General features: G+C 59.6%; 17 protein-coding genes and 1 tRNA gene. 13 read left to right on the top strand and 5 right to left on the bottom strand.

Translation table 11 applies throughout. The annotated features are described in order from the left end of the window. Positions 1–497: 497 nt before the first annotated feature. Together nucS and CUU80_RS06080 are read right to left on the bottom strand one after the other, a co-directional pair. Complete coding sequence (nucS, locus tag CUU80_RS06085; protein WP_100496468.1) at positions 498–1322, bottom strand: endonuclease NucS; 825 nt, start codon at positions 1320–1322, stop codon at positions 498–500. A 120-nt stretch (positions 1323–1442) separates the two neighbouring features. Continuing rightward, complete coding sequence (locus CUU80_RS06080; protein ID WP_100496467.1) at positions 1443–2396, bottom strand: FKBP-type peptidyl-prolyl cis-trans isomerase; 954 nt, start codon at positions 2394–2396, stop codon at positions 1443–1445. A gap of 81 nt (positions 2397–2477) precedes the next feature. On the opposite strand from CUU80_RS06080, the gene CUU80_RS06075 reads away from it, so the two are divergent. The 3 genes from CUU80_RS06075 to CUU80_RS06065 all read left to right on the top strand — a co-directional run bounded on the left by CUU80_RS06075 (position 2478) and on the right by CUU80_RS06065 (position 5763). After that, positions 2478–3668, top strand: a complete 1191-nt coding sequence (locus CUU80_RS06075; protein WP_243388670.1) for a hypothetical protein — start codon at positions 2478–2480, stop codon at positions 3666–3668. Then, entirely contained in the window at positions 3665–4669 is a 1005-nt protein-coding gene (locus CUU80_RS06070) for a DUF8094 domain-containing protein (RefSeq protein ID WP_100496466.1), read from the top strand. Before CUU80_RS06075 ends, CUU80_RS06070 begins: the two co-directional genes overlap by 4 nt. A 134-nt stretch (positions 4670–4803) precedes the next feature. Continuing rightward, complete coding sequence (locus CUU80_RS06065) at positions 4804–5763, top strand: tetratricopeptide repeat protein (RefSeq protein WP_100496465.1); 960 nt, start codon at positions 4804–4806, stop codon at positions 5761–5763. A gap of 62 nt (positions 5764–5825) precedes the next feature. Here the strand turns inward: CUU80_RS06065 and CUU80_RS06060 are convergent, their stop codons facing one another. Next, positions 5826–6452 carry a CYTH domain-containing protein gene (locus tag CUU80_RS06060; RefSeq protein WP_100496464.1) on the bottom strand — a complete coding sequence of 209 codons (627 nt, stop codon included), beginning with the start codon at positions 6450–6452 and terminating at the stop codon, positions 5826–5828. Positions 6453–6681: 229 nt separating this feature from the next. Between CUU80_RS06060 and CUU80_RS06055 the strand changes: the two genes are divergently transcribed. From CUU80_RS06055 to CUU80_RS06010, 10 genes are all read left to right on the top strand, one after another. Beyond that, positions 6682–6757, top strand: a tRNA-Arg gene (locus tag CUU80_RS06055). Between the two features lie 321 nt (positions 6758–7078). Beyond that, positions 7079–7468: a Rid family detoxifying hydrolase gene (locus CUU80_RS06050; protein WP_100496463.1), complete on the top strand. Its 390-nt coding sequence runs from the start codon at positions 7079–7081 to the stop codon at positions 7466–7468. 135 nt (positions 7469–7603) lie between these two features. Beyond that, on the top strand, positions 7604–8527 hold the full coding sequence (locus CUU80_RS06045; RefSeq protein WP_100496462.1) for a lysophospholipid acyltransferase family protein: 924 nt from the start codon (positions 7604–7606) through the stop codon (positions 8525–8527). 90 nt (positions 8528–8617) lie between these two features. Continuing rightward, complete coding sequence (locus CUU80_RS06040; RefSeq protein ID WP_100496461.1) at positions 8618–9619, top strand: NAD(P)H-dependent glycerol-3-phosphate dehydrogenase; 1002 nt, start codon at positions 8618–8620, stop codon at positions 9617–9619. A 143-nt stretch (positions 9620–9762) separates the two neighbouring features. Beyond that, positions 9763–10950, top strand: a complete 1188-nt coding sequence (locus tag CUU80_RS06035) for a D-alanine--D-alanine ligase family protein (RefSeq protein WP_100496460.1) — start codon at positions 9763–9765, stop codon at positions 10948–10950. 553 nt (positions 10951–11503) lie between these two features. Continuing rightward, entirely contained in the window at positions 11504–12670 is a 1167-nt protein-coding gene (locus CUU80_RS06030) for an ABC transporter substrate-binding protein (RefSeq protein ID WP_100496459.1), read from the top strand. Between the two features lie 49 nt (positions 12671–12719). After that, on the top strand, positions 12720–13649 hold the full coding sequence (locus CUU80_RS06025) for an ABC transporter permease (RefSeq protein ID WP_100496458.1): 930 nt from the start codon (positions 12720–12722) through the stop codon (positions 13647–13649). Further along, positions 13646–14533, top strand: a complete 888-nt coding sequence (locus CUU80_RS06020; protein ID WP_100496457.1) for an ABC transporter permease — start codon at positions 13646–13648, stop codon at positions 14531–14533. The genes CUU80_RS06025 and CUU80_RS06020 overlap by 4 nt, the downstream gene beginning before the upstream one ends. A 45-nt stretch (positions 14534–14578) precedes the next feature. Then, complete coding sequence (locus CUU80_RS06015) at positions 14579–15826, top strand: ABC transporter ATP-binding protein (RefSeq protein WP_341476122.1); 1248 nt, start codon at positions 14579–14581, stop codon at positions 15824–15826. Positions 15827–16195: 369 nt separating this feature from the next. Continuing rightward, positions 16196–17194 carry a CPBP family intramembrane glutamic endopeptidase gene (locus CUU80_RS06010; RefSeq protein ID WP_100496456.1) on the top strand — a complete coding sequence of 333 codons (999 nt, stop codon included), beginning with the start codon at positions 16196–16198 and terminating at the stop codon, positions 17192–17194. A 131-nt stretch (positions 17195–17325) separates the two neighbouring features. Here CUU80_RS06010 and CUU80_RS06005 read toward each other — a convergent pair whose 3' ends face one another. Both CUU80_RS06005 and CUU80_RS06000 read right to left on the bottom strand, forming a co-directional pair. Continuing rightward, positions 17326–18123, bottom strand: a complete 798-nt coding sequence (locus CUU80_RS06005; RefSeq protein WP_100496595.1) for a mechanosensitive ion channel family protein — start codon at positions 18121–18123, stop codon at positions 17326–17328. 152 nt (positions 18124–18275) lie between these two features. After that, positions 18276–19778, bottom strand: coding sequence for an aspartate ammonia-lyase (locus tag CUU80_RS06000; RefSeq protein WP_243388669.1), 1503 nt, complete (start codon positions 19776–19778; stop codon positions 18276–18278). Positions 19779–19863: the final 85 nt, after the last annotated feature.

The following is a 19863-nucleotide window of genomic DNA, read 5'->3' as shown; positions in this document are numbered from 1 at the left end:
TCACTACTTATTGCTGTTCTGTAGTTGCTTGAGTTACTTGGGATGTGCCGCACACCGGAATATGATTCATTGCGGCGGGTGCACGGCACGCAGCACGGTCGGAAACGGACAGATCGCGACGGCACTTGCGCCACGAAATCGCAATAATGCGGTTTATGCGGTTTCGTACCGCGCATCCTTGCCACAAAACGGCGAATTACATATTTCTGTGGCCATGTGGCAAACACTTTGGCTTTATGTGGTGAGCACTTGGTTGGAGGCGTGGTACGTGATTGCATAATCGCGATCTATGCGATCATGTACCGCGACGGGCCATGCGATCATGTACCGCGACGGGCCATGCGATAGGGGGAATCACGTATTGCGTGGCCCGTGTTATGGGGCAATCGCGCATCGCGAGCAGCAGCCGCCTACTGCAAACTGCCTCTCGTGCCATACGTAGCCACATACCGCGCACAATCACGATCGCTACAGAACCAATCGCGCGCATCCCCGCCTTAAAACAGTCGCAGCGAGTCGTCCTCGGTGCCCTTCATCTCGTCATAATCGAGAATCAGGCAGGTGAAGCCACGATCCTTGGCAAGCACTTGGGCTTGGGGTGTGATGGTCTGTGCGGCGAAAATGCCATGCACCGGAGCCAGCAGGGGATCGCGATTGAGCAGTTCGCAGTAGCGCGTGAGCTGCTCCACGCCGTCGATGCCGCCATGTCGTTTGATCTCCACCGCCACATGCTCGCCATCGGCGTTGATGGCCATGATGTCCACCGGGCCGATGGCTGTGGGGTATTCGCGTCGTACCAATTTCGCGCCTTTGCCGATACGCTCGATCTGTTCGGCAAGATACTGCTGCAGATGGTCCTCCACGCCGTCCTTGATCAGTCCCGGATCCTCGCCTAGGTCATAGGTCTGGTCGGAGTAGACGTGCCACAACGTAACTTCCAGCACGTCAGCTCCCTTATCTGACGAAACCCGCAGCACCTTCTCCGCACTTTCCGCGCCTTCCGCACTCTCTGCACTCTCTGCACTCTCTGCACTCTCTGCACTCTCTGCACTCTCTGCACTCTCTGCACCCGATTCGCGCGAAAAGTCTGATTCGGAGGGCTCAGAATCGTCTTTGCCGTCCGATTCGCGCGAAAAGGATGGGTCGAGCTCCTTGATGGTGCAGGGGGCGGTCATCCAGTTGAGCGGCTTGTAGGAGCCCAGTTCGGAGAAAATCAGCAGACTGGAGTCGGCCTTGATCAGCAGTACACGTTTGGCCAGCGGAAGTGTGGCGTTGAGTCGGCCGGAATATTCGGCCGAGCAGTCGGCAACGATAATGCGCATAGGCACCCACTGTAACGTACTCCATAACAATCCATAGCGATTCGTAAAAATAAGAAGGCTCTCCTGCAAAGGAGAGCCGAGGATATCTGTGCTGCGTATGAGCTGCGTATCGGCGAGAGATCAGTACGCGGCGAGAATATCGATGACGAACACCAGCGTGGAGTTGCCGGGAATCGAGCCTTGACCGGAAGATCCGTAGGCCTGATCCGGAGGAATCACCAGCAGCACCTGAGAGCCGACGGTCTGGCCGATCAGACCTTTCTGCCAGCCGGCGATCACCGTATGCTGGCCGCCCGAATAAAGGTCAGCGTCGATCGTGGTGTTCTTGGTCCAAGAGGAATCGAACTGGGTGCCGTCGGTGAGCCAACCAGAGTACTTGACCACTGCCGTGTTGGTATCGGTCAGTTTCTTGCCGGAACCCTTGATCAGCGTCTGGGAGATCAACGAATCCACTGAACCCTGCCCGTTCATATCAATGGAGGGCTTGCCGTCCTTCGCACGCGTGACCTTCGGCAGATTGGCGGGAATGTCCTTGACTTCCTCGCCGGTGGCCTTCTCAAGATCCTTGGACTTGGAAACCAGAGTCATCGCCAGAATGTACGAATACCCGGAGGAATTCTGGTCGTTTACACCGAAAGCGATGGTGGTGTTGAGCTTGGCACCCTTGATCTGACCGTAATAGGTGGAGTTCAGCGTGGAGGAGCTCACCTTGAGCGAGCAGTCGGGCGTGTTCTTGGTCCACGTGTCCATGAGCTCGGTGCCGTCCTTGACGTTCAGCGCGATGCCCTGCGCGCACACGCGATCGCCGTCTTCGATCACGTCGCCGTCGCCCTTCTGCAACACCACATATGAGCCGTCCGAGACGGTCATCGGAGCATTGAAGGAGATGGTAGGCTTTTCACCGAGCTTTCCTGTGGCGGTGACGCCGGCGATCTGGTTCTTGCTGGAAGACGCATCGGACGACTTGGACGAATCCGATGAGCTGGATGAATCGGAGGAGCAGCCGGCCACTGCTGCGCACATGATCAGCGAGCAGGCGAGGGCTACGATTTTGGTGACAACAGACTTGCGCATGACACACCAGACTACCGACTAACCCTGATTTTCCGCCCTCTCAAGGTAATCAACAAGTGAAGATTGTAGAATGGTGGAGTTATGAGTGCTGAAGAACAGACTACAAGACCGGATAAGGGTGCCGAGCGCCCATCCCGTCATGCCGTAATCATGCGTGGAGTGGTGACGCCTATCTTTGGTCTGCTTGCTGTGGCAGCCATCGCGTTGGGGTATTTGAACGCTACGATATGGAAGCCCTCCAGCGAGATCACCGTATCCGCCGCCATTACCGGGACTCGTTATGTGGTGACTGATCCCGGAGTGTTGACTTTATTGGACCGTAGTACGACCATCACCGTGGAATCCGCTGGTTCCACATCGCAAGCCGAAGCATGCGTGGCGCTGGGGGCGTCCAAGGATGTGACCGGCTGGGTGTCGTCCGAAGCCTACACCCGTATTACCGGTATGTCGTCCTGGTCCGACCTGACCACCAAAAAGGGCAATAGCGCATCCCAGAGTTCTCAAAATGCCGCTGGCGACGGGAACGCCGTGGCCTTTAAAGACTCCGACATGTGGTCGTCGGTGAAATGCGGTGCCAAATCGGTGTCCTTAAACAGCAAGGACACGGCCGATTCCACCGTGGCCATCGTGGACTTGGGAGAAAACAACACCAAGGGCACGGTCAAGCTGCACTGGGTGCGCTCCGAAGTGCCGGATTTTGCGATGCCGTTCTACCTGTCCGGCGGATTGCTGGCCATTCTGGCCGCACTGTCCGCATCGGTGTTCGCCATGCCGCCGCATAAGCGTCGCAAGCGGTTTGTGGAAGGTGTGGCCACCATGCCTCAGGAAGAGGAGACGGCGAGCGTGTCGTGGGCTACGGCGTCCGGTGGCGCAAGCGCCGCGTCGGGTCGACGCGGCCGCCGCCGTCATGCGTCGCATCGTCGGGGAAGCCGTCCGGCTGTGAGCAACGATCGTTCGCTCGGCGCCAATGAGCAGTCCGTCGAAACGTCGTCGCCGGTAATCATTGACCCCGCTTCACGTAATCTGGTGGCCGATCAGCAGTCCTCCGGACAGTCCGACGACTGGTCTTCGGCACAGGACAACGAATCTACGTCCGTGATTACGCCGGACGAACTGCAGGCGTACTTCTCGCGTCTGGCACAGGAGAGCACGACTCAGGGGAGCGCTTCGCAAGGGAACACGGCGGAGGCCTCCACCGGCACGTTCGCCTTCCCGAGTCTGCGTAACGAACCCGAACCCCACGAAAACAAGGAAACGGAGGAGAACCGATGACCAAGCGCTGGAGCAGACTGTGCGTGGCCGCGCTCGCCGCCGTTGCCTTGGTAGCACCGCTGACGGCATGCGAGGGCCAGATCCCGACGCCGAGCGTATCGACTTCCGCCAAAGCCGCCCCGGACCTGACCGAGGCACAGGAGAAGAAAATTCGTTTGCGTATTCTTCAGGCCATCGATGAGGCTGATCAGGCGAAGAATCCGGATGCGTATGCGGCCGTGATGGGCGGCCCGCAGCTGGAAATTCGCACCAGCCAGGGCATCATCAACCAACGCGGCGGCGGCATGTCCAAGTACGCCACCATCCCCAAGGATATTGCCCAGACCGTGATCCCTACGGAAGACGGCTGGCCGCGTACGATATTCGACATCACCACCACCACGGAAGATCAGCAGGCCAAGCGACTGTTGGTGCTGAGCCAGGATTCGGCACAGCAGAACTATAAGTTGGTGGCCATGGCCCGACTGTTCGACGGCGCACAGCTGCCGAAGTTCGAAGTGCCTACCATCGGATCGAAGATGGGTACCGCCAAGGACGATAATCTGGTGGCCACTCCGGCCGATGCCTTGGCGCAATATGCCGACGTGCTGCAGAACGGCGACAAAAGCCAGTACGCGGCGAACTTCGCGGACGATGTGATGCGTCAGGAGCTGGCTACGTTGACCCAGAAGGTCGAAGAAGGCGTAAAAGGCAACAACGGCACGCAACAGCAGACCTTCACCGCGGTGCCCGATCAGATGTGGGTGATGCGCGCTGCGGACGGCGGCGATCTGGTCGTGGGCCGTATTAATGGTGAATGGACTCGTAACGCTGGTGACGGCCGTGAATCGCAGCCCGCGTCCAACGATGAGAAAGTGCTGTACAACAGCGATAAGTACACCAGCACTATGAAGGTCACCTATGTGAACGTGGTGGCGTTGTACATTCCGCTCAAGGATTCCGGCAAGCAGATCACGGCAGTGGGATCCGATCGTCAGCCGGTCAAGGTCGAGGCGTTGTAAAGCGAACGGCATGCTGACGCCGTGAGCATAGCCTGGGCATAGAAAGCCATAATCCTTCGGTGCTGGAACTACAATCGGTTCCGGCACCGTTGTGATATTTGGAGTCATAACGAATACGAACGTGGAGGCAAAAAATGGCAGATCAGCAGTTCCATCCCGGAGTCTCGCTCGCGGGGGCGGTCGATTTGGAGGCGCTGAAGCATCAGGTCAAGGCCGAGCCCGGACAGGCCGGTGGCGCGCCGGCGGCCGGCGGCTATGTGATCGACACCACGGAGAACACGTTCCAGGCCATGGTGACCACCTCTGCCACGTTCCCGATTCTGCTGCTGCTGTGGGTGCCGACCGATGATCGTCTGTTCCCGATGGCTCGTGCCTTGGGTGACGCGGTGAACAAGCTGAACGGTCAGATCCAGCTCTCCCGTATCGATATCGCATCCAATCCCTCGATTGCTCAGGCGTTGCAGGTTACCGGTGCGCCCGCACTGTTCGCCCTGATCGGCGGCCGTCCGATGCCGTTGCTGCAGGGACTGCCGGGAGATGATGAACTGAAGCAGTTGTGCGACGAAGTCATTCCCAAGATCATTGCCGCCGCCGCTCAGGCCGGTGTGAACGGCACTGCTCCGTACTCTGGCGATCCTGATTCGGATGCGGCGCAGAGCGCGGGCGCTGCCGAACAGCAGGTGCCGCCGGAACATGCTGAAGCCCATCGACTGGCGGAAGAAGGCGATTATGCCGGGGCCGCGGCCGAATACGAGCGTGTGCTGGAATCCGATCCGAACGATGCGCTTGCCGCCCGCGAACGTGCCAAGGCTTTGCTGCTGGCCCGTTCCGGTCAGGCCAATGTGCGTGAGGTGCGTGCCGCGGCTGCCGCCGCTCCCGACGATGTGGACGCCCAGCTGGCCGTCGCTGACATCGACATGATCGGCGGACAGATTCAGGACGCATTCGACAGGTTGCTGGACTTCCTGGCTGCCGGGCACAAGGCGGATCTTGAGACGGTGCGCAAGCGTCTGCTGGAGTACTTCGCCATTCCCGAGCCCACCGATGAGCGTCTGAAGCGCGCACGTCGTCGCTTGGCCACGTTGATGTACTGAGATGTATTGATCGGGGTGCTGAATCCGGTGCGTTCGAGCACGGCCGCTGGGGCGCACCGGATTCAGGCCATGCGATTCTTGCCGAAATACTGCTGGAAATGCGGTCCCTGCTGGGCGAGTTCGCGTTCGAAGTCGTCGGCCCATTCGCTGAACGGACGCCCGGCCAACCCGTCGTTGTTGAATCGGGGCTGATCGGTGATTTCGGTGATGCAGAATTTGGGAATCGTCAGGTTGGTCACCGGTGTGGCGCGTTCGGCTTCGGCTACGATCAATGGCGCGTTTGCCCCGCCGAACACATCGACGCTCCATCCGTCTTCCGCAATCCACACGGAATAGCGATTCTTGATGATGACCGCGCCGCCGCGGCAAACCAATTCGACGGCTATGCGGGTATCGACCTCGCGTTCTACCTCATATCGTGTGCCGCCCACGGACGGGCCTTTGACGGTGACGTACGCTTCGGAGAAACGCTCGCGGTATTGATTGAGTATGGCGAGCGGATCGAGATCAGACGTCATGTCAATGTGGATATCGTGTGAGAGCAGTCGGATGCGTAAAGCGTAGTTGTCGGTATGCACGTAATAGCTTTGAATGATAAGAGTCGGCACATCGCCGTCGTCATACTCCGCCGGCAGCTCGCGGCAGAAGAAGCGGCGTTCGTATTCGAAGTCATCTGTAGGTTCCGACATAACCCCATTGTAGAGTCTGCGATACGGTTATCGGCGATTTTCCGAGGGTATGTGCAGCCGTTTGCCGGGTTTTTGGCCTGTGGTTTGCCGGCAGTCGATCCGATCGCTGTGCAATCAGTTTGGAATCGCTTGTGGTTATCGTCAGATCGCTGAGATGACGATGGTCGCCCACGTCGCTGCCGCATTGCTGCCACCGTACGAAATATGGTGTACAGTAGAGGAGTTGTCTGGGTCCGTAGCTCAGTGGATAGAGCGTCTGTCTCCGGAACAGAAGGTCGAGGGTTCGATCCCCTTTGGGCCCACCAGAACGCAGGCTTCACACACCGGCAAAGCGCAAAGCACGGTATGTGAAGCCTGTGCTCATACTCAGACGCAGTGTTGGCGACGTTGCCGGCCGCATACTGCCGCATACTGCCGCATACTAAGGATTCGGCAGTCTGCCCGGCACCTCGAATGGCCGCATGGCGGGCATCGGCGGACGATGACGTGGCGGACATCGCTAGACTGCAACGTAATCGGCTTGAAGCCGGGCGGTGATGCCTCAGGCGTATGTGGGGCGTTCCCAGATCAATCAGGCCATGTAGCTCGTATCGATGGGCCCATGGGCATAGAGAGAGGAGCATCTGATGAGCGAAAAGATGGAAGCGGTGGCCACCTCCGAGGCTCCGGCCGCGCTGGGCGCATACAGCCAGGCGGTCAAGGCCAACGGTTTCGTGTTCGTGTCCGGCCAGCTGGGCATCGACCCGGCCACGGGCGAGCTGGCGGGCGACACGGCCGGAGAACAGGCCGCTCAGGCGCTGAAGAACATCAAGCACATCCTCGACACGGCCGGCACCGGCATCGAGCATGTGGTGCGTGCCACCATCTATCTGAAGAACGTCGAGGACTTCAAGGAGGTGGACGCCCGCTATGCCGAGGTGTTCATCGGTTCCGTGAAGCCGGCTCGCGTGGCCTTCGGCAACAACATGATCCCCAAGGGTGCTTTGGTGGAGATCGACGCCATCGCGGTGCTCTGAGGACCGACTGACGTACTTTCATGTGCTTTTCGCGCGATTCGTACGCAAAATGGCCGTTGCAGCCGTGCTATGCGCACGATTCGCGCGAAAACGTATAAAGAGGGGCTGGGTACGTGCCGTGCCACAATGATGGGCATGGCATCCAAAGGAAAACCCTCGCCGCGTTCGGCGGTAAGCCCGTTATCCGACGAACAGGTCGCACGTCTGGCCGCTCGTCACACGCTTGTGGACCCTACGAATTATTATCCGACCGGTCCGCGCACGCCCAATCAGGCGGAAATCGATGCGCAGAATCCCAAGGCCACCAAACGTCTGCTGGCCGGCGTGTCCGTAGTGTTCCGCGCCAGCTGCAAAACTCGCGCTTGGGGATTGGAGCGTGTGCCGGAAACCGGTCCGTTCATCACGGCCGCCAGCCATGTGACCATGTTCGATGTGTTCGTGCCGATGATGAGCCTGTTCCACTTGGGCCGCCGCCCGCGTTATATGGCCAAAGCCGAAATGGCGAAATGGCCGGTGATCGGCAAATGGTTCCAACTGGTGGGCATGCAGCCCGTCCAGCGTCATTCTGGCAAGGCCAAGCAGATCGAGGAAACCTCGATCGATATTCTCACCTCCGGCCGTCCACTGACGGTATGGCCGGAAGGCACGGTGACTCGTGATCCGCAAAAATGGGTGATGAGCATCAAGGAAGGCGTAGGTTATATCGCCCTTGAGTCCTCGCGCAGGTTGGGCAAGCAGGTGCCGCTGTTTCCGGCGGTGACGTGGGGCGCTGCCTCCATCAATCACTGGTGGCCTTGGCCGCGCAAGAACGTGGTGATGTGCTACGACGAGCGTATCGATTACGCCGACCTGCTCAACGATGTGGATTCATGGGGCGATGAGCCGCCAGTCGAAGCCGTCAACGAACTGACCTGGCGTGTGCTCAAGCGCATGAATATGGTGATGGAGGAGGTGCGCGGCGAACGTTTCCCCGCCGAAGGGTATTGGGATTATCGCACGATGAGCCGCAAACCTTGGCCGAAGACCGGTGGACCTTTCCCCTCCGGGGAATTGGAGTAGCATTGCACGAGATGTGCAACTGAATGCGGCGATAGCCGAGTGAGGGTAGGAAAAGCAGCACCCCATGCGACGAACGAAGGAGTAATTGGTATGGGAAGAAAAGTAACGGTTCTAGGTGCAGGAGCATGGGGTACCGCCTTCGGCCAGGTGCTGGCCGACGCCGGCAACGAAGTGACCATGTGGGCCATCGAGCCCGACATCGTGGAAGGCATTCGCGGCCATCACCGCAACGCGGTCCGTCTGCCTATCGTCGAACAGCTGCCGAGTAACATGACCGCCACCGGCAACCGTGCCGAAGCGGTCAAGGACGCCGAGATCATCGTGGTGGCCATCGCCGCCCAGTTCGCACGCGTGGCTCTGACCGAATTCAAGGGTCTTATTCCGAGCAACGCCATCGTTGTCAGCCTGATGAAGGGCATCGAGCGCAACACCAACAAACGTATGGATGAAGTCGTGCGCGAGACTTTGGACCTGCCGGCAGAACGGTTCGCCGCGGTCTCCGGTCCGAACCTGTCCAAGGAGATCGCCGAACGTCACCCGGCGGCCACCGTGGTGGGCTGCGCAGACATCGACAATGCGCGGATCGTGGCTGAGACGTGTACCAATTCCTATTTCAAGGCATTCGTCACCACCGACGTAATCGGTCTGGAAATGTGCGGCAGCCTGAAGAACGTGACCGCGCTCGCCGTCGGCATGGCCCGCGGTGCCGGCTACGGCGAGAACACCGCCGCCATGATCGAAACCCGCGGTCTTGCCGAATTGACCGCTCTGGGTGCCGCCGCCGGTGCCGATCCGAAGACCTTCTCGGGTCTGGCCGGTGTGGGCGATCTCATCGCCACGTGTGGTTCGCCGCTGTCGCGCAACTACACGTTCGGCTCGAATCTGGGCAAGGGCATGAGCGTTGAGGAAGCCACCAAGGTAAGCAACGGCGTGGCCGAAGGCGTGCCGACCACGGATGCTGTCGTGGCGCTTGGCAAGGAGCTTGGCGTGCCGACTCCGTTGGCTTATCAGATGAGCCGTGTGCTCAATGAAGGCATCTCTTGCGCCGATATGCTCGCTGGACTGTTCGGCAGCGAAATCACCGCCGAATGAAGCGAGTGATTCGAGTAATTTAAGGACCGGGGCGCGAGTACACTCAGGACACGGATGGGCGGCGGCGCAACGTCGCCAAAAGACAAGAATTCTGAGCGATAGTCGAAAACAGTAGTCGACACAGTCGAAAGATAAGGATGGTTATGGCCAAGAAGCGTGTTGTGGTGCTCTACGGTGGACGAGCGGATGAGCATTCGATTTCCTGCATCTCCACCGCCGGCGTGCTCAACGCCATGGATACCGAGCGTTTCGAACCGATTCCTGTCGGCATCACCAAAGACGGCAAGTGGATTGTAAACGGCGAGGATCCACGAGGCTGGAAGTTGGATGGCGGCGAGTTGCCCACCGTGCAGGTCACACCTGAATCCCGCCCGGTGCTGCTGGACGTTTCCCGTGGTCAGGACGGCTTCTTCATGGGAGAACCCGCTCACCTGACTTCCGGCGAATCCGGCTTTGGCACCAGCTTCGTGAGTCTGAACGACCCTGAAATGCAGCATGTGCTCACGTCGATGGGACATGTGGACGCGGTGTTGCCGGTGTTGCATGGTCCGTACGGTGAGGACGGCACGGTGCAGGGGCTGCTGGAGATGATGGGTGTGCCGTACGTGGGCTGTGGCGTGTTCGCATCCGCTGCCTGCATGGACAAGCACTACACGAAGATCGTGCTCAGCGCCGCAGGAATCCCCACCGCACCCGGCATTATGGTGGATGCGCGTAACTTCACCGCTGCCGATGTGCTCGCCAAGGTAGAGGAGGCTGGCCTCGCCTACCCGCTGTTCGTCAAGCCGTCGCGTGCCGGTTCCAGCTTTGGTGTCACCAAGGTCGATAAGGCCGACGATCGTGAGACTCAGCAGGATCGTCTGGCCGCTGCCGTGGCCACGGCCGGCGAGCATGATTGGAAGGTGCTGATCGAGCAGGGCGTCGACGGCCGTGAAATCGAATGCGCCGTACTGTGTCCGAAGGCCGGCGATGAGCCGGAGGCCAGTTGGCCGGGCGAGATCGTGCTCGACCAAGGTACGGATGATCAGTTCTACGATTTCGATTCGAAATACATGGATGCTTCCGCCAGCCACGTGGAGGTGCCGGCCAACCTGCCGGTCAGCGTGCTGGAGGACGTCCGTGACGTGGCCCGTCGCGCCTTCAAGGCGGTGGACGGTGCCGGCCTAAGCCGTGTGGACACGTTCGTGACGCCGGACGGCACCGTGGTGGTCAATGAGATCAACACGATGCCGGGCTTCACGCCGATTTCCATGTATCCCAAGGCTTGGGAGGCCACCGGAGTCGGATACACCGAGCTCATCACCCGCCTGATCGAAGGCGTGCTGCGCTGAGCGTAACGGTAATTTCAATGAGCCGCTGAATTTCGATTCAGCGGCTCATTTGTTGTTGCGTTTCTACTGCATCGTTCCGAATCTCGGCGACCTTTTCTCGGAACCCCTATCTCCCCTATCTCGCGAAAATGTACCACTGATACCGATTCAGTGGTACATATTCGCGAATTTAGGGATTACCTCGCGAAAATGTACCGATAACCGTGACTCAGTGGTACATATTCGCGAATTTGGTGCGATTTACGGCTGTGGTTGCAGCAGCTGCACCGGCCACGGCAGTTGCGTCAACTGTGGCATTGACATATCGACGGTAATCGTCACTAATTCACTCTCAGTTTTCCTTTGTTCAACAGCTGTACCGCAAACGGCGAGCAGAGTTCACTTGAGCGCCAGTGTCGGGACAGATAACCCGCATACGTTCGTGTCTTGGAATTATGGGCCGCGCGAATTCGCCTCGCAGTATGCGCGAACGGGAATAAGTCAGCGTCCCGACTCCTAGGATTCGGCTGCTTTGCAGCCGTGTCCGGATGTATGTTGAACAAAGGAATGATGAATGAACAACCTGCGTAAGATAGCGGCCGCCTCCGTTGCCGCCGTACTCGCGTTCTCCATGGCCGCCTGCGGTTCGTCCAACGCCTCTTCCGATGGCAACTCCGGTTCCACCGGCAAGGCCGTCAAAGTGAACGAAAAGTCCGCCAAGGCCACCTCTCTGGCTGATTTCGGCACCCTGGACGACCTCGTCAAGGCCGCCGAAGAGGAAGGTGCCCTGAACGTTATCGCCCTGCCTCACGACTGGTCCAACTACGGTGAGGTGATCGACGGCTTCAAGAAGAAGTACCCGAAGATCAAGATCACCGAGCTCAACCCGAACGCCTCCTCCAAGGAGGAGCTGGACGCCGCCAAGACCAACAAGGGCACCGATGCTGCACCGGATGTGTTCGATCTTGGCCAGCAGATCGCCGCCACCTCCACGGACGATTTCGCTCCGTACAAGGTGCAGGCTTGGGACAAGATCCCGGATGAGAACAAGGACGCCAACGGCGCCTACTACGCCGACTACACCGGCATCATGTCCATCGGCTGGAACAAGGACAAGTACGGCGATATCACCAAGCTTGAGGACCTGCTCGACCCGAAGTTCGCCGGCACCGTGGCCCTCAACGGCAAGCCCGCCGAAGCCGGCGCTGCCTTCAACGGCTACCTGATGGTCAACCAGCTGGCCGGTGGCGACATCAACAACGTGCAGCCCGGCCTTGATTTCTTCAAGAAGCTCAAGGACGCCGGCAACCTGACCACCGTGGATGTGACCAACGGCACCATCGACTCCGGCCAGACCGGCGTGGTGATGGACTGGACCTACAACCAGGCCTCCTACAAGAAGGAACTCAAGTCCAAGGGCGTGAACTGGGAGTACAAGACCTTCCCGAAGGCCCAGGTCGTGAGCTACTACAACCAGGCCATCAACAAGGACGCCCCGCACCCGGCCGCCGCTCGCCTCTGGGAGGAGTACCTGTACACCGCCGATGCCCAGAACCTGTGGTTCAAGGGTGGTGCCAACCCGGTGCTGCTTGATTCGATGAAGCAGGACGGCACCGTTGATCAGGCCACCCTGAAGGATGCCATCACCATCGAAGGCAAGCCGGTGAGCTACACCAACGATGACGCTACGCGCATCACCGAATGGCTTCAGAACAACTGGGACAAGACGATCGGCAACTGAGTCGGTTTCGAGCTTGACTCAATCGATCAACCGATTCAAGGCATCAATCATGACCGCCGCAATCGCACAGAACGGACCCGCCGCCAAGGCCGCGGGTCCGTCCGCTTCCTCGCTCTCCGACACACTGGCCAAGCATCGTCAGGAGCTCGGCACCTTCGCCGTGACCCTGCCGTTCTTCGCCTACACCGCATGTTTCCTGCTCGCACCCACCGTGATCGTCGTGGTCGGTGCGTTCCAGACCCGTGACGGCGCTTTTACGCTCGCCAACTTCTCCAAGCTGTTCGAGGCGAACACCGTCTCCGCGTTCGTCACTTCGATTCTGGTGTCCGTCGCATCCTCGGTGATCGGCGCCGTGGTGGGTGGCCTCGCCTCCTATGCGCTGGTGATCGGTGCAAAGCCCAATGGCCTCATGCGCCGCATGGTCTCCGCCATTTCCTCAGTGCTCGCCCAGTTCGGCGGCGTGATGCTCGCCTTCGCGTTCATCGCCACCATCGGCATCAACGGCATCGGCACCATGTTCATCAAGCAGGTGACCGGACTGACTGTGAACCCGAACTGGCTGAGCTCTCTGCCGGGCTTGGTGACCGTGTACTGCTACTTCCAGATTCCGCTGATGATCATCATCTTCCTGCCCGCGGTCGATTCCATCCGTCCGCAGTGGCGTGAGGCCTGCGAATCGCTCGGCGGCAACACCGTACAGTACTGGACCCGTGTGGCGCTGCCGATTCTGGCGCCGCGATTCATCTCCGCGTTCCTGCTGCTGTTCGCCTCCGCGTTCTCCGCATACGCCACCGCGGCGGCCCTGTTCTCCCAGCGTTCGATTCTGGTGCCGCTGATGATTCAGGGTGCGATGCGCAACGAAATGGACCCGAACCAGCAGGGCTTCGCTCAGGTGCTTGCATTCGCAATGATCGTCGTCGTGGCTGTGGTGATGCTGCTGAGCCACGCTGTGGAAAAGAGGGCCGGACGTTGGCAGTGACCGAAACTTCTACGACTGCCGCAACTGGTGCAGCTACCGAAGCATCCGCAACCAAGCCGCCGCAGTTGCGTGCCGCCCGCGTACGTAAGCAGAGCATCATCAAATTCGTGATTCTGCTTGTCACGTTGGGCTTCCTGTTCATCCCGCTGTTTTCGATGCTGATCTTTACCTTGCGCCACCCGCTGTCCGGACGTTGGTCGCTGGCCCCATGGGTCGCGATCTTCACCGGCAACGGCGAGTCGTTGGGCGCGGACCTGACCGTGCTGTGGCAAGGCCTTGGCACCTCGCTGGCCTTGTGTGTGGTGACCGTGGTGATCATGCTGCTGCTGATGGTGCCCACGATGGTGATTGTGCACATTCGCTCCAAAGCGCTGGAACGCGCGATTGAATGGGTGGCGACGCTTCCGCTGACCATTCCGGCCATCGTGCTGGTGGTGGGCCTGGGCCCGATCTACCGGTGGCTTTCCGCCGATGTGCTGAGCACCAACCCGATCTGGCTGTGCTTCGCCTACGTGGTGCTGGTGATGCCGTTCGCCTTCCGCGCCATTGCCGTGGGACTCAACTCCATTGACGTCAAGACCTTGGTGGAGGCCTCCCGTTCGCTCGGCGCCTCGTGGGTCAAGGTGTTCTTCCGGGTGATCATCCCGAACCTGTGGCAGTCGATTCTGTCGGCATCCTTCATCTCCATCGCCGTGGTGTTGGGCGAATACACCGTGGCATCCCTGCTGGGCCGTATGAACCTGCAGGTGGCGTTGTATCAGCTCGGCCAATCCAATTCGCAGATTTCCACGGCCATGTCGCTGCTGGCGCTGCTGTTCGGCGTGGTGTTGCTCGTCGCTCTCGACCTGATCTCGGATGCGATGCGCAAGTCCAAGGAAAACTAAGCGAACTGCAGAATCATTCGGAAATACGGAAAGAACAAAGACATTATGACTGTTGAATTCAATACCGCTCAAGGTGCGGCAAGCACCACGGCTCCCGTGCAGACGGAAGCCGAATTCAAGAACGATCCCACCGCCACGCTCGAAGGCGTGCGCGGCAAGGACGTCACCAAAGCCGCCAAACGGTTGCTGAAGGAAAGCGCGGAACGCGGCGGCGGCTCCATCCAGATGCAGGATGTCGTCAAAATCTACCCCGGCTCCACCAAGCGGGCCCTTGACGACTTCAACCTCGACATCAAGCCCGGTGAGATGGTGGTGTTGCTCGGCGGCTCCGGCTGCGGCAAGTCCACGGCGTTGCGCTCGCTGGCCGGCTTGGAGGATATTCAAGGTGGCCGCATCATGGTGGGCGGTCAGGACGTCACCGGCGTGCCGGTGAACAAGCGCGAGATGGCGATGGTGTTCCAAGCCTACTCGCTGTTCCCGCATATGACCGCCCTTGAAAATGTGGCGTTCGGTCTTGAAGTGCGTGGCATGGGACGTGAAGAGCGCCGCAAGGTGGCCATGGAGCAGCTCGAACTGGTGGGCTTGGCTGATCAGGCCAAGAAATACACGCAGCAGATGTCCGGCGGACAGCAGCAGCGTGTGGCCTTGGCGCGAGCCTTGGCCATCAAGCCTCGCGTGCTGCTGCTCGATGAGCCGCTGTCCGCCCTCGATGCCAAGGTCCGCGTGCAGCTGCGCGACGAGATTCGCCGCATCCAGCTGAACACCGGCACCACCACCGTGTTCGTAACTCACGATCAGGAGGAGGCACTTGCGGTGGCTGACCGCATCGGTGTGATGAACAAGGGCAAAATCGAGCAGATCGCCGCACCGCAGGACCTGTACCAGCGTCCTGCCACCGAATACGTGGCCACGTTCATCGGCCTGACCAATCGTTTGCCCGGCGCCTCCAATGGCGATGAGGCAGTGGTGTTCGGCCAGCGTCTGCCGGTGCTGCCCGGCTCGGCCAAGGGCGATGCCGTGACCGTGCTCGTGCGTCCGGAGAACCTGACGCTGTCGTTGCCCTCCCGCAATGATTCCAACGTGGGAGAGCGGGCTCACGTGGAGGTCATCCACTTCCTAGGCTCTCTGGTGCGTGTGGATACGGTGGTTACCTCCGGTGAATATATGCGATGGAACAAGGGCAACCAGCTGAAAGTCACTGTGCAGCTGCCCGCCAGCGAATTGCCGGCCGGTCTGGCCATCGGAGACAACGTGGTTGTTGCGCCGCGTCCGGTAGCCGCGCTCGCCTGCTGATCGGCTGCCGGGCCATCGGACTGGTTGGTGCTGGCCGATGTCGATTCGGATGGGCGGTGCTCAACATATGTGTACCGTGTCAACTCATGTGTACTGATTGCCGGCCGCTCGGGCAGAGTGCCGTACTCTGAAATTGGGAGAAACCCCGTGTTCGCTTCCAGCGCTGAGTGTTCAGTGTCGAGTGTCCGACATTGAACATTGCACGCGGCGTTGAACGCGAACACGGGACGCATACGCCCGATCAGTCCGTATATGAAGGGAATTCACATGAGCGAGCCGACCCTGCCCCCTGTCCCTACACCGTCGCAACCTTCTCAAGCCCCTGTGCCCGGAGCTCCGGTGCCGCCTGCACCTTCGTCGCCATCGCCGATGTCATCGGTGTCTTCCAGTCAAACGTTCTTCACTATCGCCCGTCGCCGCTTTTCATTGATCGGCATGGCGCTTATCGCAGTGGTTGTGCTGTGGGTGGGGCTCAACATCGCCCTGTCGCACGCGATCGCCCCGCTGTTCGATGATCACATACCCACGTGGGTGTTGCTGTTGGTCTCTTCCGGACCGCTTTACCTAGTGGCCATGCCGCTAAGCCTGCTGCTGCTCAAGCGCGTTCCCGCCATCGAAACCATTGAGTATCCGATGCGATTGGGTGAATTCCTCCAGATGTTCATCATGTGCATACCGGTGATGTATCTGGGCAGCATTATCGGCAATGTGCTTTCACTCGGCGTGACGAACGGTCAGGCGACGAACCGCATCGGCGACCTGGTGTCCGGAGACGATATCTGGATCAACACGATATTCATCGCCATTCTGGCACCGATTTGCGAGGAATGGCTGTTCCGCAAGCAGATCATCTCCCGACTGCGCCGATACGGCGAGAAGACGGCGATTGTGCTTTCCGCAATCGCATTCGGGCTGTTCCACATCAACCTGTTCCAGTTCTTCTACGCGTTTGGTCTGGGTCTGATCTTCGGATACATCTACACGCGCACGTCGCGTCTTCGCTACACCATCGTGCTGCACATGCTGATCAATCTCAATGGCTCGCTGATCGCTCCGCTGGTGATCAAGCAGATCGACCCGCGTATCCTCAACGGCACCATGAGCGAGGAAGAGATCATGCGCATGGCCGCCTCGCCGGATGCCGGCATGGGAGGAATGGCCATTCTCGGCCTGTACGGCATGGTGTTGATCGGTCTGATGATCGCCGGCATCGTACTGTTGATTGTCAAGCGCAAAAGCTGGGAATTCTATCCGGCGCCCGATCAGCTGCCGGTCGGCAGTGTGGTGCGCACCGCCTACGGCAATATTGGTGTGATCATCTATCTGCTGATCACCGTGGGATTGACTGTCTGGATGCTGATGCAATAGACGCTGCTGCAATAAGTGACTGGGCGAAAGCGTTTGGCTGAGGACAAGGCGGTTCGCAGCCAAACGCTTATGAATCGACCAACGCGAACACCAACGCAAGTGCCAATAACAACGTCAGGCGGTTTGACGGATCACACGTTGTCCGCCGAACCACCATCTTCCACCAGATACCGTTGGCCTGTCTCGGCGATGGCGCGTGTGGCAAGATCTCGCACGGTGGAAAGCAGGATGCCTGGCGCGGCAAACACCAGAACATGACCGGTGACGCCGTATGGCGAGAAGCCGACGAACTTGACGATCGGCCCGCGCCCCTCCTGCGCCACACCGGCCGTGGCCTGAGTCACGCAGGCCACCAGATCCCGACTCACCTCGTTCAGGTCGCTGGAAGCCTTGGCCGTGAACTCCACCGTGACCATGCCTTCGTTGATGGGAGTCAGTTTCGTTAACGAAGCCGTATTGAGAATCGAATTGGGAATGACCATACGGTCGCCGGCGCGAGTCTCAATCATCGAATGACGCCACGTGATATCGACCACGGTGCCGCTGACGCCCTGAATGGACACCAAGTCGCCCGGTTGAATCACACGGCCGAGCATCAGGCCGAAGCCGCCGATCACGTTGGCGATGGTGTCTTTCAGGCCCAGCGAAAGGGCGACGCCGCCGACGCCAAGAGCGGTGACCAGCGTGGTGGGATTGATGCCGAACACCGGTTGCAGCACCATGGCCGCCGCCAGCACCCAGATCACCGTGCGCGTCAGATTGATGAAAATCGACGCGCTGGGAATCTGCGAACGATCCAATACCTTACGTAAGACACGACTGACCACCCGGTCTGCCACGAACGCCACCGCCGTCACCAGCAACAGCCAAATCAATTTGCCGGCGTTCGTGTGGAACCAAGTCGTCACCAAGCTCGAAAAATCAGTCATACGCATCACCGTAACAGTCGTTTTTGGAGGAAGCGTGGATGCGTGGCTACGTGACTTTTCGGACGGCGGGGCAGAGGGGGTCTGCAGAACGTGAGTCGGCTGGTTCAGCAAGGCCCCAAGCCAGCCGACTCACTGTAGGGACCGGCGAATGATCAGACGAGATGCTCGCGGCAGGTCTGCCCGAGGCCGCGCGACAGCCGAATCGGATCGAGAATCTCGTCGAGCTGCTCGGCCGGCAGATCCGTGCGCTCGCCGGCCACTTCGCGTACGGTTCGGCCGGTACGTACGGCTTCGGCGGCGATGTCCGCGGCCTTTTCGTAGCCGATGTAATGATTGAGCGCTGCCGAGATCGAGGGGGAGGACTGCGCATAGACGCGTCCCTGTTCGGTATTGATTTCGATGCCTTCCACACAGTTGACGCGGAAGGTGGTCATTGCGCGCGTCAGCAGCGACATGCCGGTCAGCAGTTCATGCACCATCACCGGGTCAAAGGCGTTGAGCTGCAGTTGGCCTTCGGCCACCGCCCAGTTCACGGTGACATCCATGCCGAAAATCATGAAGCAGCACTGGTTGACGCATTCCGGGATAACCGGGTTCACCTTGGCCGGCATAATGGACGAACCTGCCTGACGGGCCGGTACATTGAGATCGTTAAAGCCGCATCTCGGGCCGGAATTGAGCAGCCTGAGATCGTCGGCGGCCTTCTTGAGATGCACGGCGAGGTTCTTGATCGCCGCTGACGTTGCTACATACGCACCCATATCAGTCATGGCGGCCACAGGGTCGGGGGCTGCGGTAATGGGCAGTCCGGTGATGCGCGCCAGGTGGTCGATGGCGGATTTGCGGAACCTGAGATCCGCGCAGATGCCGGTGCCGATGGCCGTGGCGCCAAGGTTCAGTTGCGCGAGCTGAGGCACCACGCGGTCGAAGGCCACGAGATCGGATTTGAGCAACGTGGCGAAGGCATGAAACTCCTGACCGTACGTTATCGGCACCGCATCTTGAAGTTGCGTACGGCCGATGGTCACATCATTGATGTGCTTATCCGCCAGATCATGGAAGGCGCGAGCCAGCTTCTTGGTGGCTTCGGCCAGTGGCCCCAGCGCATCGATCAACGCCAGTTTGCATGCCGCCGGATAGGTGTCGTTGGTGGACTGTGATTCGTTGACGTCGTCATTGGGATGAATGACGGTGTATTCGCCGCGAGCATGGCCGAGAATCTCCAACGCACGGTTGGCGATCACTTCGTTCATGTTCATATTGGCCGAGGTGCCCGCGCCGCCTTGCATGACGTCCACAGGGAACTGATCGGCGAATTTGCCGGATTCGATCTCCAGACAGGCTTGGCGAATCGCTTCGGCCTTAACCGGTTCCAGCAGTCCGAGCTCTTCGTTGGCGCTGGCACAGGCGCGCTTGACCGTGGCATATGCGCGAATCAGTTCAGGGTGCTGGCCGTCCGAGATGCCGGAAACCGGGAAATTCGCGATGGCGCGCTGGGTGTGGATGCCCCAATACACATTCGCGGGGACTTCCAATTGCCCGATGCAATCATGTTCCAAGCGGGTCGGGACTGTTGCGGCCGGGCCAGCGGGATTGGCTTGCTTTTGGTCGGCGGATCCCGGATACGTTGATGCAGTGTTCGTCATTTCGCTCATGGTTCCATCATTCCGTTGAAGATGCTGAAACGCCAGTGCCTCGCGTGATTGCGCCCTGTGAGAACAGTCACTGAGCGTGATTGAT

This window comes from Bifidobacterium scaligerum (assembly GCF_002802865.1).
GTDB classification, from domain to species: domain Bacteria; phylum Actinomycetota; class Actinomycetes; order Actinomycetales; family Bifidobacteriaceae; genus Bifidobacterium; species Bifidobacterium scaligerum.
The sequence above is the reverse complement of the archived record's forward strand: the minus strand, read 5'-3'. Positions and strand labels throughout refer to the sequence as shown.

Bases quoted from the DNA above. Each gene is read 5' to 3' on its own strand.
- nucS (WP_100496468.1), bottom strand. From the start codon at position 1,322: ATGCGCATTATCGTTGCCGACTGCTCGGCCGAATATTCCGGCCGACTC.
- CUU80_RS06080 (WP_100496467.1), bottom strand. From the start codon at position 2,396: ATGCGCAAGTCTGTTGTCACCAAAATCGTAGCCCTCGCCTGCTCGCTG.
- CUU80_RS06075 (WP_243388670.1), top strand. From the start codon at position 2,478: ATGAGTGCTGAAGAACAGACTACAAGACCGGATAAGGGTGCCGAGCGC.
- CUU80_RS06070 (WP_100496466.1), top strand. From the start codon at position 3,665: ATGACCAAGCGCTGGAGCAGACTGTGCGTGGCCGCGCTCGCCGCCGTT.
- CUU80_RS06065 (WP_100496465.1), top strand. From the start codon at position 4,804: ATGGCAGATCAGCAGTTCCATCCCGGAGTCTCGCTCGCGGGGGCGGTC.
- CUU80_RS06060 (WP_100496464.1), bottom strand. From the start codon at position 6,452: ATGTCGGAACCTACAGATGACTTCGAATACGAACGCCGCTTCTTCTGC.
- CUU80_RS06050 (WP_100496463.1), top strand. From the start codon at position 7,079: ATGAGCGAAAAGATGGAAGCGGTGGCCACCTCCGAGGCTCCGGCCGCG.
- CUU80_RS06045 (WP_100496462.1), top strand. From the start codon at position 7,604: ATGGCATCCAAAGGAAAACCCTCGCCGCGTTCGGCGGTAAGCCCGTTA.
- CUU80_RS06040 (WP_100496461.1), top strand. From the start codon at position 8,618: ATGGGAAGAAAAGTAACGGTTCTAGGTGCAGGAGCATGGGGTACCGCC.
- CUU80_RS06035 (WP_100496460.1), top strand. From the start codon at position 9,763: ATGGCCAAGAAGCGTGTTGTGGTGCTCTACGGTGGACGAGCGGATGAG.
- CUU80_RS06030 (WP_100496459.1), top strand. From the start codon at position 11,504: ATGAACAACCTGCGTAAGATAGCGGCCGCCTCCGTTGCCGCCGTACTC.
- CUU80_RS06025 (WP_100496458.1), top strand. From the start codon at position 12,720: ATGACCGCCGCAATCGCACAGAACGGACCCGCCGCCAAGGCCGCGGGT.
- CUU80_RS06015 (WP_341476122.1), top strand. From the start codon at position 14,579: ATGACTGTTGAATTCAATACCGCTCAAGGTGCGGCAAGCACCACGGCT.
- CUU80_RS06010 (WP_100496456.1), top strand. From the start codon at position 16,196: ATGTCATCGGTGTCTTCCAGTCAAACGTTCTTCACTATCGCCCGTCGC.
- CUU80_RS06005 (WP_100496595.1), bottom strand. From the start codon at position 18,123: ATGACTGATTTTTCGAGCTTGGTGACGACTTGGTTCCACACGAACGCC.
- CUU80_RS06000 (WP_243388669.1), bottom strand. From the start codon at position 19,778: ATGAGCGAAATGACGAACACTGCATCAACGTATCCGGGATCCGCCGAC.